The organism is Streptomonospora halophila (genome assembly GCF_039542725.1).
GTDB lineage: Bacteria > Actinomycetota > Actinomycetes > Streptosporangiales > Streptosporangiaceae > Streptomonospora > Streptomonospora halophila.
This window is the reverse complement of record NZ_BAABIK010000001.1, coordinates 368,994-395,039: the sequence shown is the minus strand read 5'-3', so window position 1 is coordinate 395,039 and position 26,046 is coordinate 368,994. Positions and strand designations below refer to the sequence as shown.

The window sequence follows — 26,046 nt, the reverse complement described above, 5'->3', positions numbered from 1 at the left end:
CTCGGGCGGTCGCACCGGGCGGCCGCATCGGGCACGCTGAAGGGAAAGCACGTCCTGCGGCGGCCTGCCCGCGCTTGGAGGCACCATCGTGGACGCCACACCGGCCCCCCGACGCGGACCGCTGCGCCCGGCGGAGCGGGCTCCGGCCCCGGACCTGGCCCGCGGGTTCATGCTCCTGCTGATCGCGCTGGCCAACACCCCGCTGTACCTCTACGGCTCCCGGCAGTCGCCGCTGGGGACCCACCCTGTCGACGGGTCGGCCGCCGACCGCGCCGTGCAGTTCGTGATGATCCTGGCCGTGGACGGACGCGTCTACCCGATGTTCGCGTGCCTGTTCGGCTACGGGCTGGTGCGCATCTACGACCGCCAGTGCGCGGCGGGCGCCTCGCCGCGGGACGCGGCCGCGGTGGTGCGCCGCCGCAACCTGTGGCTGCTGGTGCTCGGCTTCGCGCACGCGGCGCTGCTGTTCCTCGGCGACGTCCTGGCCGCCTACGGGCTGCTGGGGCTCGTCCTGGGCGGGCTGCTGCTGCGCCGCCCCGAGCGCGCGATGCGGTGGACGGCGGCGGTCCTCGTCGGGCTGACCCTCGTGTTGTGGGTGTTCAGCGCGGTCGGCGCCGCCCTGGCCGCGCTGGCCCCCTCCGGCGCCGTCGGCGGGACGGGAGCGGACATGTCCGGCATCCTGCGGTCCTCCTTCAGCGAGGAGGACTACCTCGCTTCCGTCGCCGACCGGCTGGCGGCCTGGGCGCTCCTGGCGCCGCTGCAGGCCCTGACCCTGGTGATGCCCGCCATGATGGCGCTGGGCCTGGTCCTGGGCCGCCACCGGGCACTGGAGCGCACCGACCGGCACCTGCGCCTGCTCGTCGCCGCCGCCGCGGTGGGGATCGGCCTCGCCTGGGCGTCGGCGCTGCCCGAGGCGCTGGCCCACGTCGGCCTCGTTCCGGCGAACGGCGCCGTCACCGCGGCGCTCAGCGGCGTGCGGCAGCTGAGCGGCGTGCTCGGCGGGGCGGGCTACGTGGCGCTGTTCGCCCTGGTCGGCCGCGCCGTGAGCCGCCGGGCGCGCCCCGGACCGGGCACCGTCGCCGTCATCGCGGTCGGCAAGCGCTCCCTGTCCTGCTACCTGGCCCAGTCGGTGCTGTGCGCGCCGCTGCTGGCCGCGTGGGGGCTGGGGCTCGGCGCGCACTTCGGCAGCGCGGCCACGGCCCTGTTCGCCGCGGGCGTGTGGCTGGTCACGCTGATCGGCGCCTACGCGCTGGAGCGGGCCGACCTTCCCGGGCCGGCCGAGGTGCTGCTGCGCCGGCTGAGCTACGGTCCCGCGGCCCGAAGCGGCGGCGCGGACGGCGGCGGCAGCGGGCCCGGCGCAGACCCGTCCGGCGGGTCCGGCACCGCGACACGCTGAGAGGCGCGCGAACGCCCGCGGCCGCGCCGTCCCGGGGTCGGCGACCGCGCGCCCGGACCGGCGCAGTACGCGCTCCTTGAGGAAGCGCGGAAAGCCGGGAGGAACGGGCTCATCCGCGGGCCCGCCGGGCAGGGCCGCCTGGCGCGGGTCTCGCGCGAGGACGCGGCCGAGGCGGCGGTGGCCGTGCTCACCGGCGGGCCCGGGCACGACGGGAGCGTTTGCGACCTCACCGGGCCCGAGGCGATCGGCGCGGCCGGGGGAACGGGACGGATCCGGAGCCGGCACCCGGGTCGGCGCCGACGCCTGCGCCGCGATCGCCGCGGGCGGACCGGACGCGGTCCCGCCCGCCGTGCCCGAGCTGACCGGAGGGCCCGCCCGGTCCGTCGAGGGCTGCCTGCGCACCCGCCCCGGCGCGCTGCACCGCGCGCCGGTCCGACCCGCGCCGGCGCCGGAGAGGCGCCGCGAGCGGTCACTCGCGCGTGTCGACGACCTCGAGCTCGCCCGAGGCGTGCCGGGAGCGCAGGGTCTTCTTGTCGAACTTGCCGACGCTGGTCTTGGGCACCTCCGCCACGAAGGTCCAGAACTCCGGCAGCTGCCAGCGCGCCATCTTCTCGGCCAGGAACTCCCGCAGCTCCGGGGCGCCGGCGGCCGCGCCGTCCCGGAGGACGACGGCGACCAGCGGGCGCTCGTCCCACTTGGGGTCGGCCACGGCCACGACGGCCGCTTCGGCCACGTCCGGGTGGGCCATGACGGAGTTCTCCAGCTCGACCGAGGAGATCCACTCGCCGCCGGTCTTGATGACGTCCTTGGCGCGGTCGGTGAGCCGCAGGAAGCCGTCCGGGGTCAGGGAGCCGACGTCGCCGGTGCGCAGCCAGCCGTCGTGGAACTTCTCCGGGTCCTCTCCGCCGTAGTAGGAGCCGGTCACCCAGGGCCCGCGCACCTCCAGCTCGCCGACGGAGGCGCCGTCGTGCGGCACCGGCGCGCCGTCGGGGCCGATGAGCCGGCCCCGCACCGAAGCCGGCAGGCGCCCCTGGCTGAGGCGGTAGGCGCGGCGCTCGCTGCCGGCGGCCTCGGCGGGCGGGCGCGCGAAGCTGCCCAGCGGGGAGGTCTCGGTCATCCCCCAGGCGTGCAGCATGGGCACCCCGTAGCGCTCCTCGAAGCGCTCCATGAGCGAGGGCGGGCAGGCCGCTCCGCCCACGATGACGCTGTGCAGCGAGGACACGTCGCGCGGCGCCGCCTCCAGCTCCTCCAGCAGCCCGTGCCAGATGGTGGGCACGGCCGCCGCGATGGTCGGGCGCTCGGCCTGGATCATGTCGGCCAGCGGGCCCGGCTGCAGGAAGCGGTCGGGCAGCACCAGCGAGGCGCCCACCATGAGCGCGGCGAAGGGCAGGCCCCAGCTCATGGCGTGGAACATGGGCACGACGGCGAGCACGGTGTCACCCTGGGCGACGGCCATGCCGTCGGTCATGCACACCTGCATGGAGTGCAGGTACATCGACCGGTGGCTGTAGGCGACGCCCTTGGGCGCCCCGGTCGTGCCGGAGGTGTAGCACATCGCGGCGGCGTCGCGCTCGTCGATCTCGGGCCAGTCGAAGGTGTCGGGCCGTTGGGCGAGCAGGTCCTCGTAGGAGTGCACCTCCACGCCCTCGGCGGCGAGGCCGCCGGGCTCCCCTCCGGCGACGATCACGTGGCGCACGGTGCGCAGCCGCGGCAGGACCGGCGCGAACACCGGGACGAGGGAGGCGTCGACGATGACGACGCGGTCCTCGGCGTGGTCGGCGATGTAGGCGACCTGGTCGGCGTGCAGCCGGATGTTGAGCGTGTGCAGCACCGCGCCCATGGCCGGGACGGCGAGGTAGGCCTCCAGGTGCTCCTGGTTGTTCCACTGGAATGTGGCCACGCGCTCGTCTCCGGCGACCCCGAGCCCGCGCAGCGCGTGGGCCAGGCGGGCGGCGCGCGCGCCGACCTCGCCGAGGGTGGCGCGGCGGGGCTCGCCGCCGGTCCAGGTGGTGATGCGGGCCCGGCTGTGCACCGAGGTGCCGTAGCGGACGAGGTCGCCGACGGACAGCGGGACGTCCTGCATGGTGCTGCGCATTCGCCCTCACCCTTCACGCAGTACGGACGTGATTCGTGTCACCGACGCTAGAAGGGGCGGGGCACGCGGGAAAGCATGCCGGGCACATCGTTACCTGACGGTGTTAGGCAAAGGGTGCGCCCGCCGGAGGGGGCACGGGCGCGTTCAGCCCGCGGCGGCGAGCCTGCGCGCGAGCTCCTCCGCCGCGGCGCGCGGGTCCTCGGCGCCGGTGATGGCGCGCACGACGACCACGCGCCGGGCGCCGGCCGCCACCACGCGGTCGAGGTTGGCCAGGTCGATGCCGCCGATGGCGAACCAGGGGCGCTGCGGGGCCATCGCAGCGGTGCGCTCCACCAGCTCCAGCCCGGCGGCGGCCCGGCCCGGCTTTGTAGGCGTGGTCCAGGTCGGACCCACGCAGAAGTAGTCGACGCCCTCCTCCTGGTCGGAGGCGGCCGCCATCGCCGCGTCGCTGTTGGAGCGGCCGATCAACGGACCGGCGCCGACGACGGCGCGCGCGTGGGCCACAGGCAGGTCCTCCTGGCCCAGGTGCAGCACGTCGGCGCCCGCCGCCAGGGCGATGTCGGCGCGGTCGTTGACCGACATCAGGGCCCCGTGGCGCTCGCAGGCGGCCCGCACGGTCTCCAGCGCGGCGAGCTCCCCTCGGGCCTCCAGGGACTTGTCGCGCAGCTGGACGATGTCGACGCCGCCGGCCAGCGCGGCGTCGAGGAACTCGGCGAGGTCGCCCCGGTCGGCGCGGGCGTCGGTGCACAGGTAGAGGCGCGCCCGGTCCAGGCGCTCTCGCAGGCTCGCGTTCACCGGGCCAGGGTAACCGCCGCGGGCCGGGCGCCCGCGCGCGCCCTCCTCCGCCGGGGCGGGCCGCCCCGGCGGGGGCGGACGCCTCCGGCTCAGGGCGCGGTCAGAAGGCCATGGCCTGCGCGCGGCGGCGGACCTCGGTGCCGCGGTTGTCGCTCAGCGCCTCGATGGGCGCTCCCGGCAGCGTGTCGTCAGGGGTGAACATCCACTCCAGCGCCTCTTCGGTGCTGAACCCGGAGTCGGCCAGGACGGTGAGCGTGCCGGGCAGACCCTTGACGACGTCGCCGCGGGAGATGAACGCGGCCGGGACGCAGAGCTCGCCGCCGCGCCGCACGCCCAGCAGCTTGTGGTCGGCGATGAACTGCTTGACCCGGTTCGGGCTGACGTTCAGCTCCTGCGCCGCGTCCTTCAGTGTCATCCATTCACCGACGAGGGCGTCGATGTCGCTGTCGTTCTCGTTCACGCTGCCAATGTGCCACACCCGCCCCCGTGCCAAACTCCGCTGCGGCGGCGTATCGCTCAGGGCGTAGGGCGCGTGTTCGGCGGGTCGCTGTCCTCCTGCGCAGCGCCCCGCTCCGGAACAGCGCTGCACGCCCCGACCACGGGGCGCACCCACGCGTCCGAGTCGTGGACGGATCCGTCGAACACGCCCCGGCCCGGTCCGCCGGGAGGAGCGCCGCTCCGCCCGGGACACCCCGGCGGGCCGGGCCCTAGAATGGGTGCGGACGAGAACACCCGCGGGAGCCGGGGCGGGACCCGGCTGAGAGGGAGGCTGGCCGCCTCCGACCGCATGAACCTGATCCGGGTCATACCGGCGAAGGAAGTGGCAGCAGGACCGTGTGTGCAGCGACCGACCTCTCCGCCTCGCAGCGCACCGCCGACGTGGTCGTCGTCGGCGGCGGGCTCGTCGGGCTGGCCACCGCTTGGCGTGCCGCCCGCGCCGGGCTGAGCGTGACCGTGGTGGCCGAACCGGTCGAAGGCTCCGCCTCGACCGTGGCCGCCGGCATGCTCACCCCCGCCACCGAGGCCTCCTACGGCGAGGAGGCGCTGATGCGCCTCGCCGTCCTCTCCCGCGACCGCTACCCCTCCTTCGTCGCCGAACTTGAGGAGGACAGCGGGCTGGATGCGGGCTACCGCGCCGAGGGCACCCTGCAGGTCGCCTTCGACACCGACGACATGGCCCGGCTCGGCCACCTCGGCGAGCTGCGGGAGCGCCTGGGCCTGTCCACCGAGCGGCTCACCGGGCGCGAGTGCCGCAGGCTGGAGCCCATGCTGGCGCCGTCGGTGCGCGGCGGATACCTGGCGGCCGACGACCACTCCGTGGACCCGCGCGCACTGCTGGAGGCGATGCGCGCCGCCGCCGAGCGGCGGGGCGCCGTGGGCGTGCGCGACCGCGCGGGCCGACTGGTCCTCGACGGCGGCCGCGCCCGGGGGGTCGTACTCGACTCCGGCAACGAGGTCTCCGCGGGGCAGGTCGTGCTGGCCGCCGGGGTGGGCACCCCGGCGATCGAGGGGGTCCCCGAGGGCGTGGTGCCGCCGCTGCGCCCGGTGAAGGGCCAGCTGCTGCGCCTGCGCACGCCCGAGGGCGAGGACCCGATCGTCACCCGCACCGTGCGCGGCCTGGTCAAGGGATCGCCCGTGTACCTGGTACCGCGCGGCTCCGGCGAGATCGTGCTCGGCGCCACCCAGGAGGAGCAGGGCTTCGACACCCGCCTGACCGCCGGCGGCCTGTGGCAGGTGCTGCGCGACGCCCACGAGCTGGTGCCCGGCGTCAGCGAGCTGGAGGTCGCCGAGACCTGTGTGGGGCTGCGCCCCGGCTCCCCCGACAACGAACCGCTGCTGGGCCCCACCGCGGTCCCCGGGCTGCACCTGGCCGCCGGCCACTTCCGGCACGGGGTGCTGCTCGCCCCGGCCACCGGTGACGCCATGGCCCAGGCTCTGACCACCGGCGCGCTTCCCGACTACGCGCGCCGGTTCGCCGCCACCCGCGCCGCCGGCGGTCTCCCCGCCGCCGCGGACGGCGGCCGCACCGAGGGAGGCGAGCAGGACCAGTGGATGTGATCATCAACGGCGAGCGCCGCGCGGTCCCACCCCGGACCACCGTGGAGGAGGTCGTGCGCTCTCTGACGCACCGGCCCGCCGGCATCGCCGTCGCGCTCAACGACGAGGTCGTGCCCAAGGCGGGCTGGGCCACCACCGAGGTCGGCGAGGACGACCGCGTCGACGTGCTCACCGCGGTCCAAGGAGGCTGACGTGACCCATACGCACACCCCGGCGAGCCCGGAGGCCGCCGGAGCTCCCGGCACCGGCCGCGAGGACCGGCCGCACCCCGGCGCGGAGTCCGGCGAGGACCCGCTGGTCATCGCCGGGCGCTCGTTCACCTCCCGGCTCATCACCGGAACCGGCGGCGCGCCCTCGCTGCGCGTCCTGGAGGACGCCCTGGCCGCCTCGGGCACCGAGCTGACCACCGTCGCGCTGCGCCGGGTCTCCCCCGGCGCCGAAGGAACGGTGTGGGACGTGCTGCGGCGCAACGGCATCCGGCCGCTGCCCAACACCGCCGGCTGCTACACCGCCGGCGACGCGCTGCGCACCGCCCGCCTGGCCCGCGAGGCACTGGAGACCGACTGGGTCAAGCTGGAGGTCGTCGCCGACGAGCGCACCCTGCTGCCCGACCCGGTCGAGCTGCTCGACGCGGCCGAGCGCCTGGTCGACGAGGGGTTCACCGTCCTGCCCTACACCAACGACGACCCGGTCCTCGCGCGCCGGCTGGAGCAGGTCGGCTGCGCCGCGGTCATGCCGCTGGGCGCCCCCATCGGCTCCGGCCTGGGCATCCGCAACCCGCACAACATCGAGCTGATCGTGGAGCAGGCGGGGGTCCCGGTGGTGATCGACGCCGGCATCGGCACCGCCAGCGAGGCCGCCCTGGCCATGGAGCTGGGATGCGACGCGGTCATGCTGGCCACCGCGGTCACCCGCGCCCAGGACCCGGTACTGATGGCCGCCGCCATGCGCGACGCCGTGAGCGCCGGCCGCGCCGCCCGACGCGCCGGGCGCATCCCCGTTCGGCGCTACGCCCGGGCGTCCTCCCCGGCCGTGGACTAGGATCCACAGCGGACCGTCCGGCGGCGCCCGGACGGCCCGCGTGTCCGGTCTCACCCTCGGCCGCGCAGTCCGCCCAGTTCAGGGGCTTGTGCCCGGTCGCGGTCGGGCCGCGGACCACCGCAGGCGCCACCCCCGCACGCACGACGCCTTACACTCCCGGGTGTGGACATGACGACTGCCGACCCTCTGGTGGGCACGACACTCGATCAGCGCTACCACGTCGAGGCACGGGTGGCCAGCGGAGGCATGGCCACGGTCTACGTCGCGCACGACACGCGGCTGGACCGGCGACTGGCCTGCAAGGTCATGCACCCCTCCTTGGCTCAGGACCCCTCCTTCGTGCGCCGCTTCATCAACGAGGCGCACTCGGTGGCCAAGCTCTCCCACCCCAACGTGGTGCAGGTCTACGACCAGGGCACCGACCAGGGCCACGTCTACCTGGCCATGGAGTACGTGCCGGGGCGGACACTGCGCGACATGCTCAACGCGCGCGGGCGCCTGTCGCCCTCGGACGCGGTCGAGGTCATCTCGCCGGTGCTGGCGGCGCTGGGCGCCGCCCACCAGGCCGGACTGGTCCACCGCGACGTGAAGCCCGAGAACGTGCTGCTCACCGAGGACGGCCGCGTCAAGGTCGCCGACTTCGGCCTGGCGCGGGCGGTGGAGTCCTCCCAGCAGGCCACCACCAAGACCGGCACCGTGATGGGTACCGCCGCCTACCTGGCGCCCGAGCAGATCGAGCGCGGCGCCGCGGACGCGCGCACCGACGTCTACGCGGCCGGCATCATGCTCTACGAGCTGCTGACCGGCGCGCAGCCGCACACCGGCGACACCCCCATCTCGATCGCCTACCAGCACGTCAACGAGGACGTGCCGCGGCCCTCGCGCGCCGTCCCCGGGCTGCCGCCCCAGATCGACACCCTGGTCACCCGCGCCACCGAGCGCGACCCCAGCTACCGGCCCGGCGACGCCGGCCAGTACCTGGCCCTGGTGCTCAACACCAAGTCGGCGCTGCCGGCCGCCGGGGCGGCCGAGGCGGCCCACGGCGGTCACACCGCCGCGCCGCCCCCGGCTTCGGACGGGTCCAACGACACCCTCGTCGTCGAGACCGGCGGGCCGGCCGGGGAGGAGGCCGCACCGGCGTTCCGCGGCGGGCGGGGGCGGCGCTCCCGCCTGCGGCTGGACTACCGCAGCTACCCGATGATGATCGTCGCGGGCGTGCTCGCGGTGGTGCTCCTGGTGTTCGGCTGGTGGTTCTTGGTCGGCAGGTACGAGCCCGTGCCCGAGGTCGTCGGCATGCACGAGTCCGGCGCCCGCGCGGTGCTGGGCGACATCCCGGTGCAGATCGAGACCTCCGACAAGCGCGTCTACTCCGAGGAGTCGGCCGGCTCCGTCGCCAAGCTGGAGCCCGCGGTGGGTGAGCGCATCCTCCCCGGCGACACGGTCAAGCTCTTCTTGTCGAAGGGGCCGCAGACCGTCGAGATGCCCGACCTGGTGGGCCAGAGCGCCGGGGACGCGCGGGCCGCGCTGGAGGACCAGGGCTTCGCCGAGGTCGTGGAGCAGGAGACCGAGTCCCAGGACCAGCCGGCGGGGACGGTCATCAGCACCGACCCCGAGGCGGGCACCGACGCCGACCGCGAGGAGCCGGTCACCCTGTCCGTCAGCGCGGGGTTCGAGGTCCCCCAGGTCGAGGGGATGCAGCAGGACCAGGCGGAGACGGCGCTGCAGGACGCCGGGCTGCAGGTCTCGGTGACCGAGGAGCCCAGCGAGGACGTCCCCGAGGGCGAGGTCGTATCGCAGGACCCGCCCGGCGGCGAGACCGTGAGCTCCGGCGACACCGTCACGATCACCGTGTCCTCGGGGCCCGCGGCGATCGGGATCCCCGATGTGACCGGATGGAACGTGAACGACGCGAAGAAGAAGCTGGAGGAGCTGGGCTTCAAGGTGAAGGTCACCAGGATCTTCGGCGGCGACACGGTCACCAGCTACAGCCCGCAGGGCGAGGCCGAGAAGGACACCGAGATCGAGCTGGTCGCCAGCCCGTTCGACACCGGCGGTGGCGGCGGCAGGCCGCCGGGCCACGGCAACGGCCAGGGCGGCGACGGCGACGGCGGTGACGACTGACCGCACCACCGCCTCCCGCCGAGGGCCGCGGCCGCCGCGGAGGCTCCGTTAGAGTCGCCCCATGATCGACCGGGCAGAGGCGGAGTCGGCGGAGGGGCGCGCGGTCCGCGTCATGGTCGTCGACGACCATCCCATGTGGCGCGACGCGGTGGCGCGCGACCTGGCCGAGGCCGGTTTCGCGGTGGTGGCGACCGCGGGCGACGGCGCCAAGGCCGTGCGCGTGGCCCCGGCGGCCCGGCCCACGGTCGCGGTGGTCGACCTGCAGCTGCCCGACATCGGGGGCGTGGAGGTCACGCGCCGCCTGCTGGCCGGCGGCGAGCCGCCGCGCGTGCTGGTGCTCTCGGCCAGCGGCGAGCAGGCCGACGTCCTGGAGGCGGTCAAGGCCGGCGCCACCGGCTACCTGGTGAAGTCGGCCCAGCGCGAGGAGCTGCTGGAGGCCGTACGCCGGGTGCACGCCGGCGAGGCGGTCTACACCCCCGGCCTCGCCGGGCTGGTGCTGGGCGAGTACCGCCGGATGGCCGCCGAGCCGGAGCCGGCCGGCGAGCCCGCGGCGCCGTCGCTGACCCCGCGCGAGACCGAGGTGCTGCGGCTGGTGGCCAAGGGGCTGGGCTACAAGCAGATCGCCGAGCGCCTGACCCTGTCCCACCGCACCGTGCAGAACCACGTGCAGAACACGCTGAGCAAACTGCACCTGCACAACCGCGTCGAGTTGGCGCGCTATGCGATCGACCGGGGGCTCGACGGCGACGAGTGAGCCCGGGCGCCGCGCGGCGCGCCCGCCGGCGCCCGCGGCGCCGCGCGAGTGCGGCCGCACGGGCGGTGCCTGCGCGGGCCCGCGCGGGCGGGGCTTCAGCGGAGCTCGGCCCAGCCTTTGGAGCGCTCGACGGCGGTGCGCCAGCGCCGGTGGGCGGCGTCGTCGCGGTCGCCGGGCTCGAAGCGGCGGTCCAGGTGCCAGGTGCGCGCGAGCTCGTCGGTGGAGGACCACACGCCGGTGGCCAGTCCCGCGAGGAACGCGGCGCCCAGCGCAGTGGTCTCCTGCACCTCGGGCCGGGCCACGCTGACCTGGAGCTGGTCGGCCTGGATGCGGCAGAGCAGGTCGTTGGTGGAGGCGCCGCCGTCCACCCGCAGCTCCGGCAGCCGGGTGCCGGAGGCGGCGGCCATGGACTCGACCACGTCGCGGACCTCGAAGGCGATCGCATCCAGGGTGGCGCGGGCGATGTGGGCGCGCTGGGTGCCGCGGGTGATGCCGAAGATGGCGCCGCGGGCGTGAGGGTCCCAGTCGGGCGCCCCCAGGCCGGTCAGCGCCGGGACGAACACCACGCCGCCGGAGTCGGGCACGCTGGCGGCCAGCCCTTCGGACTGCGGCGCGCTGTCGATGAGGCCCAACCCGTCGCGCAGCCACTGCACGGCCGCGCCGGTGACGAAGATCGAGCCTTCCAGGGCGTAGTCGAGCCGGCCGTCGGGGTGCTGCCACAGCACGGTGCTGAGCAGGCCGTGGTCGGGCGCCACCGGCTGCTGGCCGGTGTTGACCAGCACGAAGGAGCCGGTGCCGTAGGTGCACTTGGAGGTGCCCGGGGTGTAGCAGTTCTGGCCGAACATGGCGGCCTGCTGGTCGCCGGCGATCCCGGCGATGGGAATCCGCAGGCCGAGGAACTCCTGGGGATCGGTCTCGCCGACGACCCCGTAGGAGGGCACGACCTCGGGCAGCGCCGAGAGCGGCACGCCGAGCAGGTCGCACATCTCCTGCGACCACTCGCCGCGGTGGATGTCGTAGAGCAGGGTGCGGGAGGCGTTGGAGGCGTCGGTGACGTGCCGGGCCCCGGCGGTCATCCGGCTGATGACGTAGGAGTCGACGGTGCCCACGACGGTCTCGCCGGACTCCACGCCGCTCCAGGCCCGCTGGTCGTTGCGGCTGATCCAGGTGAGCTTCGTGCCGGTGAAGTAGGGGTCCAGCCGCAGGCCGGTGACGTCGGTCACGCGGCCCTCGTGCCCGGCCTCGCGCAGCTCGGCGCAGATGCCCGCGGTGCGGCGGTCCTGCCAGACGACGGCTCTGCGCGGCGAGCTGCCGCGTTTGCGGTGCCACAGCACCGCCGTCTCGCGCTGGTTGGTGATGCCCACGCAGGTGGGCACGCTGTCGGTGGCGTCCAGGGCCGTCTGGCACGCGGCCAGGGTCGCCTGCCAGATCTCCTCGGGAACGTGCTCGACCCAGCCGGTCTCGGGGTAATGCTGGGCGAACTCCTGGTAGCCGCGGGCGAGAACACCGCCGTTGTCGTCGACGACGAGTGCGGTCACGCCGGTGGTGCCGGCATCGAGCGCGAGGACGGACATGGGTTGGCCTCCAGCACGTTGGGCGACTATGGTCTAGACCATGCGGACGGTGCGGGACTGAAGGCGCCGCCCCGGCTCCGATCCGCCATCCGGGGGACTTACCCCCCGGCAGGCGGCTTCCAACGCTCGGCGCGCGCCTTCCGTGGCACCGGTCACATTGTGGCCCCTGGCGTGACGGCGGACGACCGCTGTCGCCCTGCGGTCCGCACCGCCCGAACGGCGCCCGCGCCGGCAGGGGCGGTCAGGTTGTCCACAGGAATTCGAGGAGTGCACGCATGCGAGTCGGGGTGCTGACCGGTGGCGGCGACTGCCCGGGGCTGAACGCGGTCATCCGCGCAGTGGTCCGCAAGGGCATCAAGGACTACGGCTACGAGTTCGTCGGGTTCCGGGACGGCTGGCGCGGGCCGCTTGAGGGCGCGACCATGGCCCTGGACCGGGCGGCCGTCAGCGGGATCCTGCCGCGCGGCGGCACGATCCTGGGTTCCTCGCGCACCAACCTCATGAAGATCGAGGGCGGCGTCGAGCGGGTCAAGGAGAACATGGCCGAGCTGGGAATCGACGCCCTGGTGGCCATCGGCGGCGAGGACACCCTGGGGGTGGCCACGCAGCTGACCGACCGCGGCGTCAACGTCGTGGGCGTGCCCAAGACCATCGACAACGACCTCAACGCCACCGACTACACCTTCGGCTTCGACACGGCCGTCAACATCGCCACCGAGGCGGTCGACCGGCTGCACACCACCGCCGAGTCCCACCACCGCGCTCTGGTCGTGGAGGTCATGGGCCGCCACGCCGGCTGGATCGCGCTGCACTCGGGCATGGCCGCCGGCGCCAACGTCATCCTCATCCCCGAGCGCCCCTTCGACATCGACGAGGTCGTGGCGCACGTCGAGAGCCGGTTCGAGACCAACTACGCGCCCATCCTCGTCGTCGCCGAGGGCGCCCACCCCAAGGACGGCCAGATGGAGCTCTCCGCCGGCGAGAAGGACGCCTTCGGCCACGTCCGCCTCGGCGGCATCGGCCAGCGCCTCTCCGAGGAGATCGAGTCGCGCACCGGCAAGGAGGCCCGCTCGGTCGTCCTGGGCCACGTGCAGCGCGGCGGCACCCCCTCGGCCTTCGACCGCGTGCTGGCCACCCGGCTGGGCGTGAACGCCATCGAAGCCGTCCACGACCAGGACTACGGCAAGATGGTCGGGCTGCAGGGCACCGACATCGTGCGGGTCGACCTGTCGGCGGCCACCGACAAGCTCAAGACCGTGCCGGCCGAGCGCTTCGAAGAGGCCGAGGTCTTCTTCGGCTGACCGGCGCACCGCGGCGGCGCACCGACCGCCCACCGCTCCGCGGCGCGCCCCGCCCCGCCCGGCTTGCGCCGGGTACCGCGGCCGGGGCGCGCCGTCGGCGTTTCGGACACCCCGGGCGCCGCTGCGGCCGCGTGCGCGGGAATCCTCCGTCGCGTCCGGTCGTTGCGATGTCCGATACTGGAAGCGGCGGGGGAACGGCCTCCGCCCTCCCCTCACCCGTCGAGACATCTGGGAGCCGCTGTCATGGCCGTCATGTCCGAGCCCGAGGCCGTCGAAGGACGCGAGGCCCAGGCCGCCGTCCCGGAGCGGTCGGCGTCCGGACCGCACGAGCTGTGCGTGCTGATGAAGCTCGGCGAGATCGTACTCAAGGGCAGCAACCGCAGCCTGTTCGAGCGCCGCCTGCACAACAACATCCGCGCGTCCGCGCGCGGCCTGAGCCCGATCCGGCTGACCCGGCGCGGCTCGGGGGTCGTCATCGTCCGCATGCCCGGCGCCTCCGACATCGAGGTCGCCGAACTGGGCGAGCGGATGCGCAACGTGATGGGCGTGGTGTGGGTGCACCTGGTGCGCCGGGTGCCCAAGGACCTCGACGCGGTCACCGCCACCGCGGTGCAGGCGCTGGCCGACCGCAGCGGCGCCTTCGCCGTGCGGGCCCGCCGCCGCGACAAGCGGTTCCCGCTGACCTCCTCGCAGCTCGCCGCGCACGTGGGCGCGGCCGTGCAGCAGGCCCACGGCCTGCCGGTCGACCTCAAGCACCCGCGGAACACGGTCTCCATCGAGGTCGACAAGGACGAGGTGTTCGTCTTCACCGACGGCATCCCCGGCCAGGGCGGTCTTCCGGTGGGCATGAGCGGGCGCGCGCTGGTCCTGATGTCGGGCGGGATCGACTCGCCGGTCGCCGCGCACCGGATGATGCGCCGCGGCCTGAAAGTCGACTTCCTGCACTTCTCGGGCATGCCCTTCACCGGGCCGGAGTCGATCTACAAGGCCTACAGCCTGGTGCGCCAGCTGGACCGGTACCAGGTGGGCTCGCGGCTGTTCGTCGTGCCCTTCGGCAAGGCGCAGCAGCAGCTGAAGTCCTCCGGCGCCGAGCGGCTGCAGATCATCGCCCAGCGGCGGCTGATGCTCAAGACCGCCGAGGCGCTGGCCGACGACCTCAACGCCGAGGCGCTTGTCACCGGCGACGCGCTGGGCCAGGTCTCCAGCCAGACCATGACCAATCTGACGGCGCTGGACGACTCCGTGGACCTGCCGATACTGCGGCCGCTGATCGGCATGGACAAGACCGAGATCATGGACCAGGCGCGGCGGATCGGCACGCTGTCGATCTCGGAACTGCCCGACGAGGACTGCTGCACGCTGCTCACGCCGCGCCAGGTCGAGACCGCCGCCAAGATCCCCGACCTGCGCCAGATCGAGAAGCGCCTGGACGCCGAGGAGCTGGCCGAGCACCTGCTCACGGTCAAGCAGCTGCACCGCCCCAGCTTCCTGGGCGACGCGGCGCCCGCCGAGGTCTGAAGGGCCGCGCTGCCGGCCGCCCGACCCGCCGCCTGACGGCGCCGGTCCGGCGGTCTCCGCGGAGACCGCCGGACGGGACAACCCCGGTGCGTCCGGCCTCCGCTACACGCCGGCCGCGGTCGGCGCCGGCGCGGCGGTGAGGGTGCGGCCCACCAGCGGTGCGAGGGTGGCCGCGATCCCGGCCAGCTCGCCGATGTCGTCGCCGAACAGGGCCTGGGGGCCGTCGCACAGCGCGGTCTCGGGCGCGGGGTGCACGTCGACGATGACCCCGTCGGCGCCGGCCGCGATCGCCGCGCGCGACAGCGGCAGGACCAGCTCGCGCTTGCCGCCCGAGTGGGACGGGTCCACGATCACCGGCAGGTGCGACAGGCTCTGGGCCACCGGCACCGCGCTGATGTCGAGGGTGTTGCGGGTGGCCTTCTCGAAGGTGCGGATGCCCCGCTCGCACAGCACGATGTCGAGGTTGCCGCGCTGGGCGATGTACTCGGCGGCCATCAGCCACTCCTCGATGGTGGCGTTCATGCCGCGCTTGAGCAGCACCGGGCGGCCGGCCTCGCCCGCCGCCTGCAGCAGCGCGAAGTTCTGCATGTTGCGGGTGCCGATCTGCAACATGTCGGCGTAGCCGGCGACCAGGTCCACGTCGCCGGCGTCGACCACCTCGGTCACGATCGGCAGCCCGGTCTCGGCGCGCACGTCGGCGAGGATCTTCAGGCCGGTCTCGCCCAGCCCCTGGAAGGCGTAAGGGGAGGTGCGGGGCTTGTAGGCGCCGCCGCGCAGCAGCGAGGCCCCGGCCGCGCGGGCCATGCGCGCGGCCTCCAGCGTCTGGTCGGGGGTCTCGACGGCGCACGGGCCGGCGATGACGGTCATGTTGTCGCCGCCGACGGGGACGCCGGCGACCCGCACCGTGGAGCGGCCCGGATGGTGCTCGCTGCTGACGAGCTTGTAGGGGACGCTGATGCGCAGGACGTCGCTCACACCGGGCATGGCGCGCAGGTCCAGGGTCTCGAACTGCCGTACGTCGCCGACCAGGCCGATGATGGTGCGGCTGACTCCGCGGGTCACGTAGGCCTCGCCTCCCGCGTTTGCGACGAGGTCGACGAGGTTGTCGATATGTTCGCGTGTGGCCCCAGGTCCCATGACGATGACCATGTGCGTTGTCCCTTCGGCACTTCGGTGTCCGTTCCCGGACGCGGTGGAGTTGTCGGCCGGACGGGCCGGGAGCGGCGGGGCGGAAGGGGCCGGGCAGCAGAGGAGCCCCGGGCCGCTTCCGGCCCGGGGCTCCTCTGGTCGTCCGTCTCAGCGCAGCGCTTGGCGGGCGACCGTCCTAGCCGTGGGCCGGTAGCCATAAAAGCGCCAAAAGCTCTGCTGCATGGAAGCGACTATAGCGCATACCCCGGCCCGCTCCGAACGGGCGGAGGGGCCGAGCGCGCCGCCGCCCGGCACTGGCAGGATGGCGAAGAACGCGCGAAGGAGAGCGATTGTCGGATCAGCCGCTGCCGCCGGGGCAGCACGTGCCACGCGGCCGACCCGCCCTGCACTACGGCCCGGTGCCGCGGTTCCGTGCGCACAGATGGGACCTGCGGGTCTACGGTTTCACCGAGTCGCTGGGCGAGTACCGGTGGACCTGGCCCGAGTTCGACGCGCTGCCGCGTGTGGCGGCCGTCGCCGACTTCCACTGCGTGACCAGGTTCACCCTGCCCGCCGTGCGCTGGAGCGGCGTCTCGACAGCGGCCCTGGTGGAGCTGGCTCCGCCCGCGCCCGCCGTCACGCACGTGATGGTGTGGGCCGAGTACGGCTACAGCGCCAACATGCGCCTGGACGACTTCCTCGCCCCCGACGTGCTGCTGGCCACCCACCGCGGCGGCGAGCGCCTCGCGCCCGAGTACGGCCATCCGGTGCGGCTGGTCGTGCCGCACCTGTACGGGTGGAAGAGCGTGAAGTGGGTGCGCGCGGTGGAGTACCTCGCCGCCGACCGCCGCGGTTTCTGGGAGGAGCGCGGCTACCACAACCGCGCCGACCCCTGGAAGGAGCAGCGCTACTCCTACCAGGAGGAGCCCGGCGACGGACCGCCGCCGGCGTAGCCGCCCCGATCCCCGGCCGTGCTAAGCGGGTGCGGCCACCGGACCGAACCAGCGGTCCAGTGCGGCGCGCAGCCCGGCCCGGTCGCAGGCGCCCGGTGGGAACCGGCGGGGCGTTGCGGTGGCCGCACGTAGGCCTCCTGAGCCTCGGTGCAGATGTCCGCAATCCACACCGGGACCAGCAGGCCCTTTTCTCATGCAACCGCTGTTCGAGGCGTGTCGGCTGTTACCGACGTGCCGGGACATCACACCTAGCGCGGCACGCGCAACTCGATCTCGGTGCCCTGGCCGGGGGCCGCGGTGATCTCGGCGGTGCCGCCGAGGTCGGCGATGCGGCCGCGGATCGACTGGGCGAGACCAAGGCGGCCCTCGGCGGCGGCCTCGTCGAGGCGGTACGGCTCGATTCCGGGGCCCTCGTCGCGGATTGTGACCGTGACCGTGCCGCCCTCGTCCTCCAGCAGGACCCAGGCCCGGGTCCCGGGCGGGCAGTGGCGTTCGACGTTGCTCAGCGCCTCGCGGACGGCGGCGTCGATCTCGCGGGCCGCCCGGGCCTCCACGGCGACCTCGGTCGCCGGCGCCGAGAGCGTCACCCGGGCGCCGGCGTGCGCGTCGAGCAGGCCCGCCAGGTCGGCGGTCGGCGGGGCGTCCCCCGGCGCGGCGGAGGGGGCCGCGCCGCCGTCCGCTCCCCCTGCGGGACCGTCCGCCGGGCCCGCGCCGTGCCTGCCGGCGATCAGCGCACGCAGCCGCGCCTCCTGCTCGCCCGCGAGGCGGCCGAGCTCGGCCGCCTCGCCGCCCGCCTCCGCCCCGCGCCGCTGCACCATCGCGAGGACCTGGAGCACGGAGTCGTGGATGGAGCGGCCCAGCCGTTCGCGCTCGCGCGTGCGCGCCTCCAGCTCGACGGCTTCGGCGAAGCGGCGCTCGGCCGCCGCGGCGTAGGTCGCCAGGTAGCCCACCGAGTAGCCGGCCAGGAGCAGCAGCACGACGCCGCGCGGTACCGCGGCCGTGATGGTCAGGCCCATCGCGGTCCGCACCGCGATGTCGACGACGCCGTGCGCCAGCGCCGCGCCCAGCGCCACGCGCCGTCCGGCCAGCACGGCGGCGGCGAGGACGGCGCCGCCGAACCAGGTGGTCGTCAGCGGCGGGGCCATGCGCAGGTAGCCGGGTTCGACCGCCAGGGCCGTGGCCGCCAGGCAGCCGAAGGCGACGGTGAGGTCGGCGGCCAGCAGGAGGCGGGTGCGGCGGTGCGGTCGGGCATAGAGGACGGCCGATGCGGCGGTCCACGCGGCCATGGCGCAGAGGACGCCCCACGCCGCCCACGGCCGTGCGAGCAGGTCGAGGTACTGCACCATCAGGAACACGGCGTAGCCCACCGACGCCGCGCGGAAGACCGCGATGGCGCGCCACAGGGGCGTGGAGAGCCCGGTCGGCCCGCTGGGCCGCCCGTCGCCGCGGCCGCTCGCCGCGGTGCCCGCTCCGGCGCCCGCGGTCCCGGGGGCGGCGGTCGGGGAGCCGGAAGGCGCGGAAGCGGTCCCGGAAGGGGGCGCGGCGCCGGCCGCCGCGCGGGTGAGGTCGGGGGATTCGGGGGTCATCAGCTCAGGGTCCTGCCGGCCGGGGAACGGGAGGGCGCCGCGGCGCCGGGACGCGCACGGCGGCGGGCCGCGTGCGGCGGCGCGGCGGGGTCAGACCACGGCGCCGTCGTCGGGGCCGTTGTCGCCGGGCGGGCGGTCGCCCATGCGGACCACCAGCACGACGAATCCCGCGATGAAGGCGGCCACCGCCAGAAACGCCAGCCAGCCGGGCAGCGACATCCCCAGCAGCATCGAGCCCAGCAGCAGCAGCGGGCCGCCGAAGAGCCCGGCCCAGGACAGCCGGCTGGTGAGGTCGCCCCGGGGAAGGGGCGGCGGCGGGGGCGGCACGAAGTGCTCGCGGTCGTCCGCGGGGTCGGCCGGGCGGACCACGCGGGCGGCCGGTGCGCCGCCGGCCTCCTCGTCGTCGGCGTCCTCGGCGGCGTCGTCGGGATCGGGGTCCGGGGAGGCGGGGCGCTCGCCGGCGGCGAGGTTCTCGGCGTCGGGCCAGGCGGCCTCGGACGCGGAAGGTGTGTCGTAGAAGCGCGCGACGAGATCGGCCCACACGTCGTCATCGGCGGCCGCCGCCGCGGCCCCCGCCCCCGCACCGGGCTCGGGCTCCACCCGCGTCTGCCGGCGGGGGCCCTCGGCGGTCTCGGCGCCGCCCGGTTCGAGGCCCCGGTACTCCAGGTCCGGAAGCTGGTCGCGCAGGATCTCCTCGGCGGTGGCCCGCTCGTGGGCGTCGACGTAGAGGTGGTCGGTCGGCGGTTCCTCCACCGCGCCGGAGTCGTCGAGCAGCCCGTCGTCCAGCTGCACCGCGTAGGCCGCGATGCCGGACTCGCGCAGCGCGTCGAGCATCTGGTCGGCCAGGGCGGTGGGGAGCACGATGAGCGGGACGTAGGTGTCGGCGAGCAGACCGTTGCCCCGGCGATGAGTCATCGCTTCGTCCCTTCCCCGCTTCTGCTGTGCTCGCGCACGAACGCGAGGCTGCCGTCGAAGATGGTTGAGGCGTCGTGGTCGAGTGTGGCCACGTGGTAGCTGTTGTCCAGGGAGTGGACGCGCAGCGGCGCGTTCACCGCCCTACTTGTGAGGATACGCAGACTCTGCGGCCCCACGACATGATCCTGGGGACTCCGGTAGGCGAGAACCGGCGCGGTGACGGCCGGCAGGTCGCGCTTCGTGGCGCGCCACAGCCTCGGGAGTGTCGCCGCCGCGGCGGTGGGGACCCTCTCGTAGGACCCCTCGCCGGCGCCGGGCTTCTTGACGTCCTCACCCACCGCGGCGGTGGTGGGCACCAGGGGGGCCAGCAGCCGGGCCACCAGCAGCAGGCGGTTCTCCAGCGCCAGCGACGGGTTCACCACGACCACGCCGCGCACCTTGTCGGGGTGCAGTTCGGCCATGCGCAGCGCCAGGCAGCCGCCCATCGACAAACCCATGACGAAGACGGTGTGGCAGATCCCGTGCATCCGCAGCAGCGCGGACTCCACGGCCTCCACCCACTGCGTGCTCGTGGTCTTGGCCATCTCCTGCCAGCTGGTGCCGTGGCCGGGCAGCAGCGGGACGTCGACGGCCAGCCCGGCCTCGGCCAGGTGCTCGGCCCAGGGGCGCAGGGCGCGGGGCGTCCCGGTGAAGCCGTGGCACAGCAGCACGCCGACGCCGTCGCCGGATCGGCGGTAGGGCTCGGCACCCGGCATCGTCGGCATGGAGGGCCCTCCTGAGGATCCGGCGGGGTGCGGCGGACGGCCGCGGGTTCACTGACCGACTTTACGAAACTAGTACGCGCTCCGCCTCCCGGATACCCGGTCCCGGGGTCGGCGGAAACGGCCGCAGCACCGGCCCGCGGGCGGGTCCGCGGCACCCGCGGCGCGACTACCTGCGGGTAACTTGTTCCGCCATTGGTAGTACGCCCGCGACAATGGGAAGATGACGGCGAATGTTCGTGTGAGCGGGAAGGCTGACGTGGCGAGTTCGTCGAAGCACGCCCCGCGTGAGCGGGGGTGAGTGCCGGTGTTCTATTGGGTTGTCAAGGCGATTCTGGGACCTGTGATCGCGGTGCTGTGGCAGCCGCGCGCCGAAGGCGTCGAGAACGTGCCCCGACAGGGACCGGCGATCATGGTCGGCAACCATCTGTCCTTCTCCGACCACTTCTTCGGGCCGCTGCCCCTGCCCCGCAAGATCACGTTTCTGGCCAAGGCCGAGTACTTCACCGGGACCGGGCCCAAGGGGCTGCTCAGCCGCCTGTTCTTCACCGGGGTCGGGCAGATCCCCATCGACCGGTCCGGCGGGAAGGCCAGTGAGGCGGCGCTGCGCACCGGGCTGAAGGTGCTCAAGCAGGGCAAGCTGCTGGGCATCTACCCCGAGGGCACGCGCTCGCCCGACGGCAAGCTCTACCGCGGCCGCACCGGGGTGGCGCGCATGGCGCTGGAGTCCAAGGCGCCGGTCGTCCCGATGGCCATGATCAACGCCGACAAGATCATGCCGCCCGGGCGCACCCTGCCCAAGCTCGGCATCCGGCCCAAGGTCGTCTTCGGTAAGGCCCTGGACTTCTCCCGCTACTACGGGATGGAGCGCGACCCGCGGGTCCTGCGCGCCGTCACCGACGAGATCATGTACTCCCTGATGGAGCTGTCCGGCCAGGAGTACGTCGACCGCTACGCCCAGTCGGTCAAGTCCGAGCTTGAGGCGGCGGCCAAGGAGGAGAAGAAGGAGCAGCACGCCGGCGAGAAGGAGCGCAGGCGCGCCGAGAAGGCCGAGCGCAAGTCCACGCGCAAGAAGGGGAGGAAGCGCGGCACGCGCTCGTCGGCCGAGGCCGACACCGACCCCGAGGGCGTGCCCGCCCCCGAGTCCGACGGAACCGGCACCGAGCGGCCCGACGACAACCCGGGCACCGCGGCGTAGCCGCGCACCCCCGCGCCTCCGGCTCTCCCCGTACGCCGCACCCGCGCCCGCCCGCTCCCGCTCGGACCGCGCCGCCCGGGCGCGCTACGCACTGACCGAGTTCCCCGCACGACGTCCCTATGTGTACGGGCAGAACGTCCGCGTGGTCGGCGCAACCGCCCGAGGGCACGGCCTTCGGGTACAAGCTGGTGAAGGTCGGCCCCGCGGGGTCCGTCGAATGGGAGTCGGCGCCGACCGCTCGGCCTCCGCCGACTCGCCCGGCGAGGACTGCGCGCAGGCCTTCACCGCCCGGTGGCGCTGAGCCGCGGCGCGGCGCACCGCCGGCCGACCGGCTGAGCACGCGGCGCCGCCCGGCGGGCGGCCCTCCCCCGGCGCGGGCCGCCCGCCGGTCAGCCTCCGACCGGGCGCCGCCCCTCCTCTGCCTCGCCTGCCTCGCCTAGCACGATGTCGGCGAGCACCGGGAGATGGTCGCTCGCGGCGGCCATGTCGGCCGGGTCGACCAGGTCCACGGGCACACCGGCCCGGCGCACCAGGACGTCGCCCGAGACGAAGACGCCGTCGACGCGGCGGCGCGGCGCGTGCGCGGGGAAGGTCGCCGAACCGCCCCACGGGTGCTCGGCCGCGGCGTCGCGCAGCCCGGCGGTCAGCAGCCGCCAGGCGGCGTCCCCGGGGGAGCAGGCGGCGTCGGCGGCGAGCACGAACGGCCCCGGGTTCTCGGCGGCGAAGGCGGCCAGGCGGTCCACCGCCTCCCCGGCGTGGTGCAGGCGGGCCCCGGGGTGCGGGTCGAAGTGGGCGCAGGCGACCAGCAGCGGCAGCCCCTCCACCTGCAGCGCGGCCATGGACAGGCTCCGCACGCGCAGGCCCGGATAGCGGCAAAGCACATGGTGCCCGATGCGGTGCACCTCGATCCCCGGGCGGTACAGCACGGCCAGCCCGCCGGTGCGGCGGCTGATCGCCGGGACCATGCCGATGGAGCGGTCCAGCCTGCGCCTGCGGGACTGCCAGCGCAGCAGGTACGGCGCCTCCTGAAGGCACACGACGTCGGGCGCGCAGGCGTCGACCACCCGCGCCACGGCGTCCGGGCCGCCTCGCAGGCCGTGCACGTTGTAGCTGAGCATCCGGAATTCCGTCACACTCGCACGACTACCCGCGCCGCCTCGCGGCATGGGTGGACGGCGCCGCCCATGCCGCCGCCCGCGGACGGGACGGGCGCGGTGGAGGGGGATCAGCGCAGCGCGAGGTCGGCGGCGCCGACGATGCCCGCCCGGGAGCCCAGCTCGGCGATGCGGATCTCGGCCAGGCGGCGGGTGGAGCGCCCCGTGACGTGCCGGGCGAAGGAGTCGCGGACCGGCCCGAGCAGGACGTCGCCGGCGTCGGAGACTCCGCCGCCGATCACGAACAGCTCCGGGTCCAGGATCGCGGCGAGGTCGGCGAGCCCCAGGCCCACCCACTCCCCCACCGCGCGGAAGCAGGACAGCGCGCCCTCGTCGCCCTCCATCGCGGCGGCGGTGATCTCGCGGCCCTGGATGTCCTCGGCCTCGCCCCCGGCCAGCTGTGCCATCCGCTCGGCCCGCTTGGGCTCGGCGCGGGCGAGGTCGAGGGCCTCGCCGACCAGGGCGCGGCCGCTGGCGTACTGCTCCCAGCAGCCGTGGTTGCCGCATCCGCACCGGCGCCCGAACGGCACGACCCGGTAGTGGCCGACCTCGCCGGCCACGCCGTAGCGCCCGCGCTGCAGCTCGCCGTCCATGACGACGGCGCCGCCCACTCCGGTGCCCAGAGTGACGCAGACGACGTGCCCGCTGCCGCGGCCGGCGCCGAAGCGGACCTCGGCCCACGCGGCGGCGTTGGCGTCGTTCTCGACCACGACCGGCAGGTCCACGCGCCGCCGCAGCCGCTCCTTGAACGGCTCCTCGGCCAGTCCCAGGTTCGCGCCGAGCACGATGGTCGCCCGGTCGGCGTCGACGAACCCGGCGGTGCCCACGCCGACGGCGGCGACGGCGCCGTCGGCGTGGCCGTCGCGCAGTTCGCGCACCGCCCCGCCCACGACGTCGGCCAGGGCCTCGCCGTCGCCAAAGGGGGTGGGGTGCGTGACGACGTCGCGGACCCGGCCCTCGGAGTCGGCGATCCCGGCGGCCACCTTGGTGCCGCCGATGTCCACGCCGATCGTCATCCGCATGCGCGGCTCCTCCTGCTCGTCTCCCGCGGTGCGCGCGGCGCCGGGCGCACCGCGGCTCAGGGGCGCAGTGGGTGGAGCGCGGGCGGCACGGCGATTGGTCTAAACCGGTTCCCGCGGGATTCTAGTTCAGTCCCCGCGGGGGATCTCACGCGGCGCCTCGACCTCGGAGCGCACCTGGGACCCCCGGTCGCTCGGGCGCGGCCGTTCGGGGTCGGGGGTGCGGCGCTCCAGGGCGCGCTCGACCACGCCCAGGGTTTCGCCGACGGCGCCGACCACGGCGATGCCGGCCCGCCCGAGGTGTCCGACGACCTCCGGGCCCTTCTTGCGCGCGATGCCCAGCAGCTCGTCCACCGGTGAGACCGCGGGCCGGGGCTGCTCGTACTTGACGGCCTCCTCCCACACGTCCCCCTTGCGCGGCGGTGCGGTCGCCGCGGCGGCGCCGCGGCGCACCCCGGCCACGAGCAGCCGCCTCTGCAGCGTGTCGACCATGCGCAGCGCGTCGTCGATGATGTCCTGCGACCCGTTGCCGTCCTTGTCGGTGCGGTCGGTGCCGCGATCAGGCTCGGCCATGGTGACTTCGACCCCGCTTCCCTGTCGGCCCTGTTCCTCGGCTCTGCCCGTCACGTTAGCCGCCCGGGGCGCGGTCCGGGCGAGGCGCCCGGGGGAAATCCGGGGACCCCCCGGAGGATTCCGGGGTAGGCCCGGGGAAACAGCCGGTACGCGGCCGGTACGGGGCTGAAGGTCACTTTCGGATACCAACGCCGTCCAGCCGAGAACGTGTTCTACCCGCGGGTAGGGAAAGTTGTTACGGTCGTGCTGTCCCCTCGTGGAAGCAGATGTCCGGGAGCAATGACGTGCGCGAATTCAGCAGTCCGGTGAAGGTGGAGGTCGCGGCCGAGTCGCGGCTGCCCGACACGCTCTTTGCGCGGGCCCGGGAGGAGCCCGACGCCGTCGCGTTCCGCCGGCAGGAGGACGGCCAGTGGCGCGACGTCACCTGCGCGCAGTTCCGCGACGACGTCTCGGCCGTCGCCAAGGCCCTGATCGCGGCCGGGATCGAGCACGGCGACAGGGTCGGCCTGATGTCGCGCACCCGCTACGAATGGACCGTGATCGACTACGCGGTCTGGTCGGTGGGCGGCGTCACGGTCCCGATCTACGACTCCTCGTCCGAGGAGCAGATCTCCTGGATCCTCAGCGACTCCGGGAGCCGGGCGGTCTTCGCCGAGAGCGACGAGCACGCCGCACGTGTCGAGGCCGTCCGCGGCGACCTGCCCGAGTTGGAGCACGTCTGGCGCATCGAGGGTCCGGCGTTCGGCGAGTTCCGGCAGAGCGGCGACGGCGTCGGCGACTCCGCCGTCGAGGAGCGGCGCACGGCGGGCACCGCCGACGAGGCCGCAACCCTGATCTACACCTCGGGCACCACCGGCCGCCCCAAGGGCTGCGAGCTGACCCACCGCAACCTGCTCTTCACCATCCTCAACACGGTGCACGGACCGCTGCACGAGGTCTTCTCCATCGAGGGCCGCTCCACGCTGCTGTTCCTGCCGCTGGCGCACTCCTTCGCCCGCATCATCCAGGTCGGCTGCGTGGAGTCGCGCACCGTGATGGGCCACTTCCCCACCACGGGCCCCGAGGTCATCGACGCGCTCGGCTCGTTCCGCCCCACGTTCCTGCTCGCCATGCCCCGCGTGTTCGAGAAGGTCTACAACAAGGCCGAGCAGAAGGCCGTCTCCGAGGGCCGGGGCCGCATCTTCCGCGCCGCCGCCGACACCGCCGTCGCCTACAGCCGTGCGCTGGACTCCGGCCGCGTGCCGCTGGCGCTGCGCCTGCGCCACGCGCTGTTCGAGCGGCTGGTCTACGGCAAGATCCTCGCCGCCGTCGGCGGGCAGGCCCGGTACTCGGTCTCGGGCGGCTCCGCGCTGGGCGACCGGCTCGGCCACTTCTTCCGCGGTGTCGGGCTGACCATCATCGAGGGCTACGGCCTCACCGAGACCTCGGCCCCCACTTCCGTGAACAGCCCGTCGGCGAACAAGATCGGCACGGTGGGGCCCCCGCTGCCCGGGGTCAGCCACCGCATCGACGAGGACGGCGAGGTCCTGGTCAAGGGCGACCACGTGATGCGCGGGTACTGGCGGAACGAGCAGGCCACGCGCGAGGCCTTCGACTCCGAGGGCTGGTACCGCACCGGCGACCTCGGCGTGCTGGACGAGGACGGCTACCTGTCGATCACCGGCCGCAAGAAGGAGATCATCGTGACGGCCGGCGGCAAGAACGTCGCCCCCGCGGTGATCGAGGACCGGCTGCGCGGCCACGCGATCGTCAGCCAGTGCATGGTGGTCGGCGACAACCGCAACTTCATCTCCGCGCTGATCACCGTCGACCCCGAGGCCTTCGAGTTCTGGAAGAAGGAGAAGGGCAAGACCGGCGACATCCCCGACCTGGTCGAGGACCCCGATCTGGTGGCCGCTGTCCAGGAGGCGGTCGACGACGCCAACAAGGCGGTCTCGCGCGCCGAGTCGGTGCGCAAGTTCACCATCCTGCCGTCGGACTTCTCCGAGGAGGGCGGCCAGATGACGCCGTCGCTCAAGGTCAAGCGGCACGTCGTGGCCAAGCAGTTCAGCGAGGAGATCGACCGGCTCTACAGCGGCTGACCCGCGCGGGCCGGGCGATCGGCGG

General features: G+C 74.4%; 22 protein-coding genes and 1 riboswitch. Of the genes, 11 read left to right on the top strand and 11 right to left on the bottom strand.

Annotated elements, in window-relative coordinates:
• The first annotated feature begins 88 nt into the window (after nucleotides 1–88).
• Complete coding sequence (locus ABEA15_RS01700; RefSeq protein WP_345555165.1) at nucleotides 89–1,396, top strand: DUF418 domain-containing protein; 1,308 nt, start codon at nucleotides 89–91, stop codon at nucleotides 1,394–1,396.
• 469 nt (nucleotides 1,397–1,865) lie between these two features.
• Here the strand turns inward: ABEA15_RS01700 and ABEA15_RS01695 are convergent, their stop codons facing one another.
• The 3 genes from ABEA15_RS01695 to ABEA15_RS01685 all read right to left on the bottom strand — a co-directional run bounded on the left by ABEA15_RS01695 (nucleotide 1,866) and on the right by ABEA15_RS01685 (nucleotide 4,746).
• Nucleotides 1,866–3,491 (bottom strand): long-chain fatty acid--CoA ligase, encoded by a 1,626-nt coding sequence (locus tag ABEA15_RS01695; protein WP_345555164.1) that lies wholly within the window; start codon nucleotides 3,489–3,491, stop codon nucleotides 1,866–1,868.
• A gap of 144 nt (nucleotides 3,492–3,635) precedes the next feature.
• Entirely contained in the window at nucleotides 3,636–4,286 is a 651-nt protein-coding gene (gene thiE / locus ABEA15_RS01690) for a thiamine phosphate synthase (RefSeq protein ID WP_344139357.1), read from the bottom strand.
• A 100-nt stretch (nucleotides 4,287–4,386) separates the two neighbouring features.
• Nucleotides 4,387–4,746 (bottom strand): Rv2175c family DNA-binding protein, encoded by a 360-nt coding sequence (locus tag ABEA15_RS01685; protein ID WP_344139360.1) that lies wholly within the window; start codon nucleotides 4,744–4,746, stop codon nucleotides 4,387–4,389.
• Nucleotides 4,747–5,010: 264 nt separating this feature from the next.
• Nucleotides 5,011–5,124, top strand: a riboswitch (TPP riboswitch).
• Between ABEA15_RS01685 and thiO the strand changes: the two genes are divergently transcribed.
• The 5 genes from thiO (at nucleotide 5,121) to ABEA15_RS01660 (ending at nucleotide 10,260) form a co-directional block, all read left to right on the top strand.
• Complete coding sequence (gene thiO, locus ABEA15_RS01680) at nucleotides 5,121–6,344, top strand: glycine oxidase ThiO (protein ID WP_345555163.1); 1,224 nt, start codon at nucleotides 5,121–5,123, stop codon at nucleotides 6,342–6,344. (Overlaps the previous riboswitch by 4 nt.)
• Nucleotides 6,335–6,535, top strand: coding sequence for a sulfur carrier protein ThiS (gene thiS, locus ABEA15_RS01675; protein ID WP_345555162.1), 201 nt, complete (start codon nucleotides 6,335–6,337; stop codon nucleotides 6,533–6,535). The genes thiO and thiS overlap by 10 nt, the downstream gene beginning before the upstream one ends.
• 103 nt (nucleotides 6,536–6,638) lie before the next feature.
• On the top strand, nucleotides 6,639–7,385 hold the full coding sequence (locus ABEA15_RS01670) for a thiazole synthase (RefSeq protein WP_345555208.1): 747 nt from the start codon (nucleotides 6,639–6,641) through the stop codon (nucleotides 7,383–7,385).
• A gap of 162 nt (nucleotides 7,386–7,547) precedes the next feature.
• Entirely contained in the window at nucleotides 7,548–9,506 is a 1,959-nt protein-coding gene (gene pknB, locus ABEA15_RS01665; protein WP_344139369.1) for a Stk1 family PASTA domain-containing Ser/Thr kinase, read from the top strand.
• A 61-nt stretch (nucleotides 9,507–9,567) separates the two neighbouring features.
• A complete protein-coding gene (locus ABEA15_RS01660) occupies nucleotides 9,568–10,260 on the top strand; it encodes a response regulator (RefSeq protein ID WP_345555161.1) in 693 nt (230 codons plus the stop codon).
• 95 nt (nucleotides 10,261–10,355) lie between these two features.
• On the opposite strand, the gene glpK is transcribed toward ABEA15_RS01660, so the two are convergent.
• On the bottom strand, nucleotides 10,356–11,834 hold the full coding sequence (gene glpK / locus ABEA15_RS01655; protein ID WP_345555160.1) for a glycerol kinase GlpK: 1,479 nt from the start codon (nucleotides 11,832–11,834) through the stop codon (nucleotides 10,356–10,358).
• A 275-nt stretch (nucleotides 11,835–12,109) separates the two neighbouring features.
• On the opposite strand from glpK, the gene ABEA15_RS01650 reads away from it, so the two are divergent.
• Both ABEA15_RS01650 and thiI read left to right on the top strand, forming a co-directional pair.
• Nucleotides 12,110–13,135 (top strand): 6-phosphofructokinase, encoded by a 1,026-nt coding sequence (locus tag ABEA15_RS01650; RefSeq protein ID WP_344139378.1) that lies wholly within the window; start codon nucleotides 12,110–12,112, stop codon nucleotides 13,133–13,135.
• A 243-nt stretch (nucleotides 13,136–13,378) separates the two neighbouring features.
• Complete coding sequence (gene thiI / locus ABEA15_RS01645) at nucleotides 13,379–14,653, top strand: tRNA uracil 4-sulfurtransferase ThiI (protein WP_345555159.1); 1,275 nt, start codon at nucleotides 13,379–13,381, stop codon at nucleotides 14,651–14,653.
• 102 nt (nucleotides 14,654–14,755) lie between these two features.
• Here thiI and aroF read toward each other — a convergent pair whose 3' ends face one another.
• On the bottom strand, nucleotides 14,756–15,802 hold the full coding sequence (gene aroF, locus ABEA15_RS01640; RefSeq protein ID WP_344139385.1) for a 3-deoxy-7-phosphoheptulonate synthase: 1,047 nt from the start codon (nucleotides 15,800–15,802) through the stop codon (nucleotides 14,756–14,758).
• Between the two features lie 329 nt (nucleotides 15,803–16,131).
• Here aroF and ABEA15_RS01635 point away from each other — a divergent pair, with 329 nt between their 5' ends.
• Nucleotides 16,132–16,734, top strand: a complete 603-nt coding sequence (locus ABEA15_RS01635; RefSeq protein WP_345555158.1) for a molybdopterin-dependent oxidoreductase — start codon at nucleotides 16,132–16,134, stop codon at nucleotides 16,732–16,734.
• Nucleotides 16,735–16,982: 248 nt separating this feature from the next.
• On the opposite strand, the gene macS is transcribed toward ABEA15_RS01635, so the two are convergent.
• The 3 genes from macS to ABEA15_RS01620 form a co-directional block, all read right to left on the bottom strand.
• Entirely contained in the window at nucleotides 16,983–18,320 is a 1,338-nt protein-coding gene (gene macS / locus ABEA15_RS01630) for a MacS family sensor histidine kinase (protein ID WP_345555157.1), read from the bottom strand.
• A gap of 90 nt (nucleotides 18,321–18,410) precedes the next feature.
• The gene (locus ABEA15_RS01625) at nucleotides 18,411–19,235 is read right to left on the bottom strand and encodes a hypothetical protein (protein ID WP_345555156.1); all 825 of its coding nucleotides are present in this window, start codon (nucleotides 19,233–19,235) and stop codon (nucleotides 18,411–18,413) included.
• Nucleotides 19,232–19,999, bottom strand: a complete 768-nt coding sequence (locus ABEA15_RS01620; protein ID WP_344139399.1) for an alpha/beta hydrolase — start codon at nucleotides 19,997–19,999, stop codon at nucleotides 19,232–19,234. The genes ABEA15_RS01625 and ABEA15_RS01620 overlap by 4 nt, the downstream gene beginning before the upstream one ends.
• A gap of 304 nt (nucleotides 20,000–20,303) precedes the next feature.
• Between ABEA15_RS01620 and ABEA15_RS01615 the strand changes: the two genes are divergently transcribed.
• Complete coding sequence (locus ABEA15_RS01615; protein WP_345555155.1) at nucleotides 20,304–21,194, top strand: lysophospholipid acyltransferase family protein; 891 nt, start codon at nucleotides 20,304–20,306, stop codon at nucleotides 21,192–21,194.
• Nucleotides 21,195–21,583: 389 nt separating this feature from the next.
• On the opposite strand, the gene ABEA15_RS01610 is transcribed toward ABEA15_RS01615, so the two are convergent.
• The 3 genes from ABEA15_RS01610 to ABEA15_RS01600 all read right to left on the bottom strand — a co-directional run bounded on the left by ABEA15_RS01610 (nucleotide 21,584) and on the right by ABEA15_RS01600 (nucleotide 23,940).
• Complete coding sequence (locus tag ABEA15_RS01610) at nucleotides 21,584–22,327, bottom strand: endonuclease/exonuclease/phosphatase family protein (RefSeq protein ID WP_345555154.1); 744 nt, start codon at nucleotides 22,325–22,327, stop codon at nucleotides 21,584–21,586.
• A gap of 92 nt (nucleotides 22,328–22,419) precedes the next feature.
• On the bottom strand, nucleotides 22,420–23,370 hold the full coding sequence (locus ABEA15_RS01605; protein ID WP_345555153.1) for an ROK family glucokinase: 951 nt from the start codon (nucleotides 23,368–23,370) through the stop codon (nucleotides 22,420–22,422).
• A 126-nt stretch (nucleotides 23,371–23,496) separates the two neighbouring features.
• Nucleotides 23,497–23,940 (bottom strand): hypothetical protein, encoded by a 444-nt coding sequence (locus ABEA15_RS01600; RefSeq protein WP_345555152.1) that lies wholly within the window; start codon nucleotides 23,938–23,940, stop codon nucleotides 23,497–23,499.
• A gap of 284 nt (nucleotides 23,941–24,224) precedes the next feature.
• Here ABEA15_RS01600 and ABEA15_RS01595 point away from each other — a divergent pair, with 284 nt between their 5' ends.
• On the top strand, nucleotides 24,225–26,021 hold the full coding sequence (locus ABEA15_RS01595) for an AMP-dependent synthetase/ligase (RefSeq protein WP_344140743.1): 1,797 nt from the start codon (nucleotides 24,225–24,227) through the stop codon (nucleotides 26,019–26,021).
• Nucleotides 26,022–26,046 lie beyond the last annotated feature (25 nt).

What these genes read in the sequence shown, in the direction of transcription:
- ABEA15_RS01695 (WP_345555164.1), bottom strand. Translation starts at nt 3,491, where the DNA reads ATGCGCAGCACCATGCAGGACGTCCCGCTGTCCGTCGGCGACCTCGTC.
- ABEA15_RS01660 (WP_345555161.1), top strand. Translation starts at nt 9,568, where the DNA reads ATGATCGACCGGGCAGAGGCGGAGTCGGCGGAGGGGCGCGCGGTCCGC.
- glpK (WP_345555160.1), bottom strand. Translation starts at nt 11,834, where the DNA reads ATGTCCGTCCTCGCGCTCGATGCCGGCACCACCGGCGTGACCGCACTC.
- ABEA15_RS01650 (WP_344139378.1), top strand. Translation starts at nt 12,110, where the DNA reads ATGCGAGTCGGGGTGCTGACCGGTGGCGGCGACTGCCCGGGGCTGAAC.
- thiI (WP_345555159.1), top strand. Translation starts at nt 13,379, where the DNA reads ATGGCCGTCATGTCCGAGCCCGAGGCCGTCGAAGGACGCGAGGCCCAG.
- aroF (WP_344139385.1), bottom strand. Translation starts at nt 15,802, where the DNA reads ATGGTCATCGTCATGGGACCTGGGGCCACACGCGAACATATCGACAAC.
- macS (WP_345555157.1), bottom strand. Translation starts at nt 18,320, where the DNA reads ATGACCCCCGAATCCCCCGACCTCACCCGCGCGGCGGCCGGCGCCGCG.
- ABEA15_RS01625 (WP_345555156.1), bottom strand. Translation starts at nt 19,235, where the DNA reads ATGACTCATCGCCGGGGCAACGGTCTGCTCGCCGACACCTACGTCCCG.
- ABEA15_RS01620 (WP_344139399.1), bottom strand. Translation starts at nt 19,999, where the DNA reads ATGCCGACGATGCCGGGTGCCGAGCCCTACCGCCGATCCGGCGACGGC.
- ABEA15_RS01605 (WP_345555153.1), bottom strand. Translation starts at nt 23,370, where the DNA reads ATGCGGATGACGATCGGCGTGGACATCGGCGGCACCAAGGTGGCCGCC.
- ABEA15_RS01600 (WP_345555152.1), bottom strand. Translation starts at nt 23,940, where the DNA reads ATGGCCGAGCCTGATCGCGGCACCGACCGCACCGACAAGGACGGCAAC.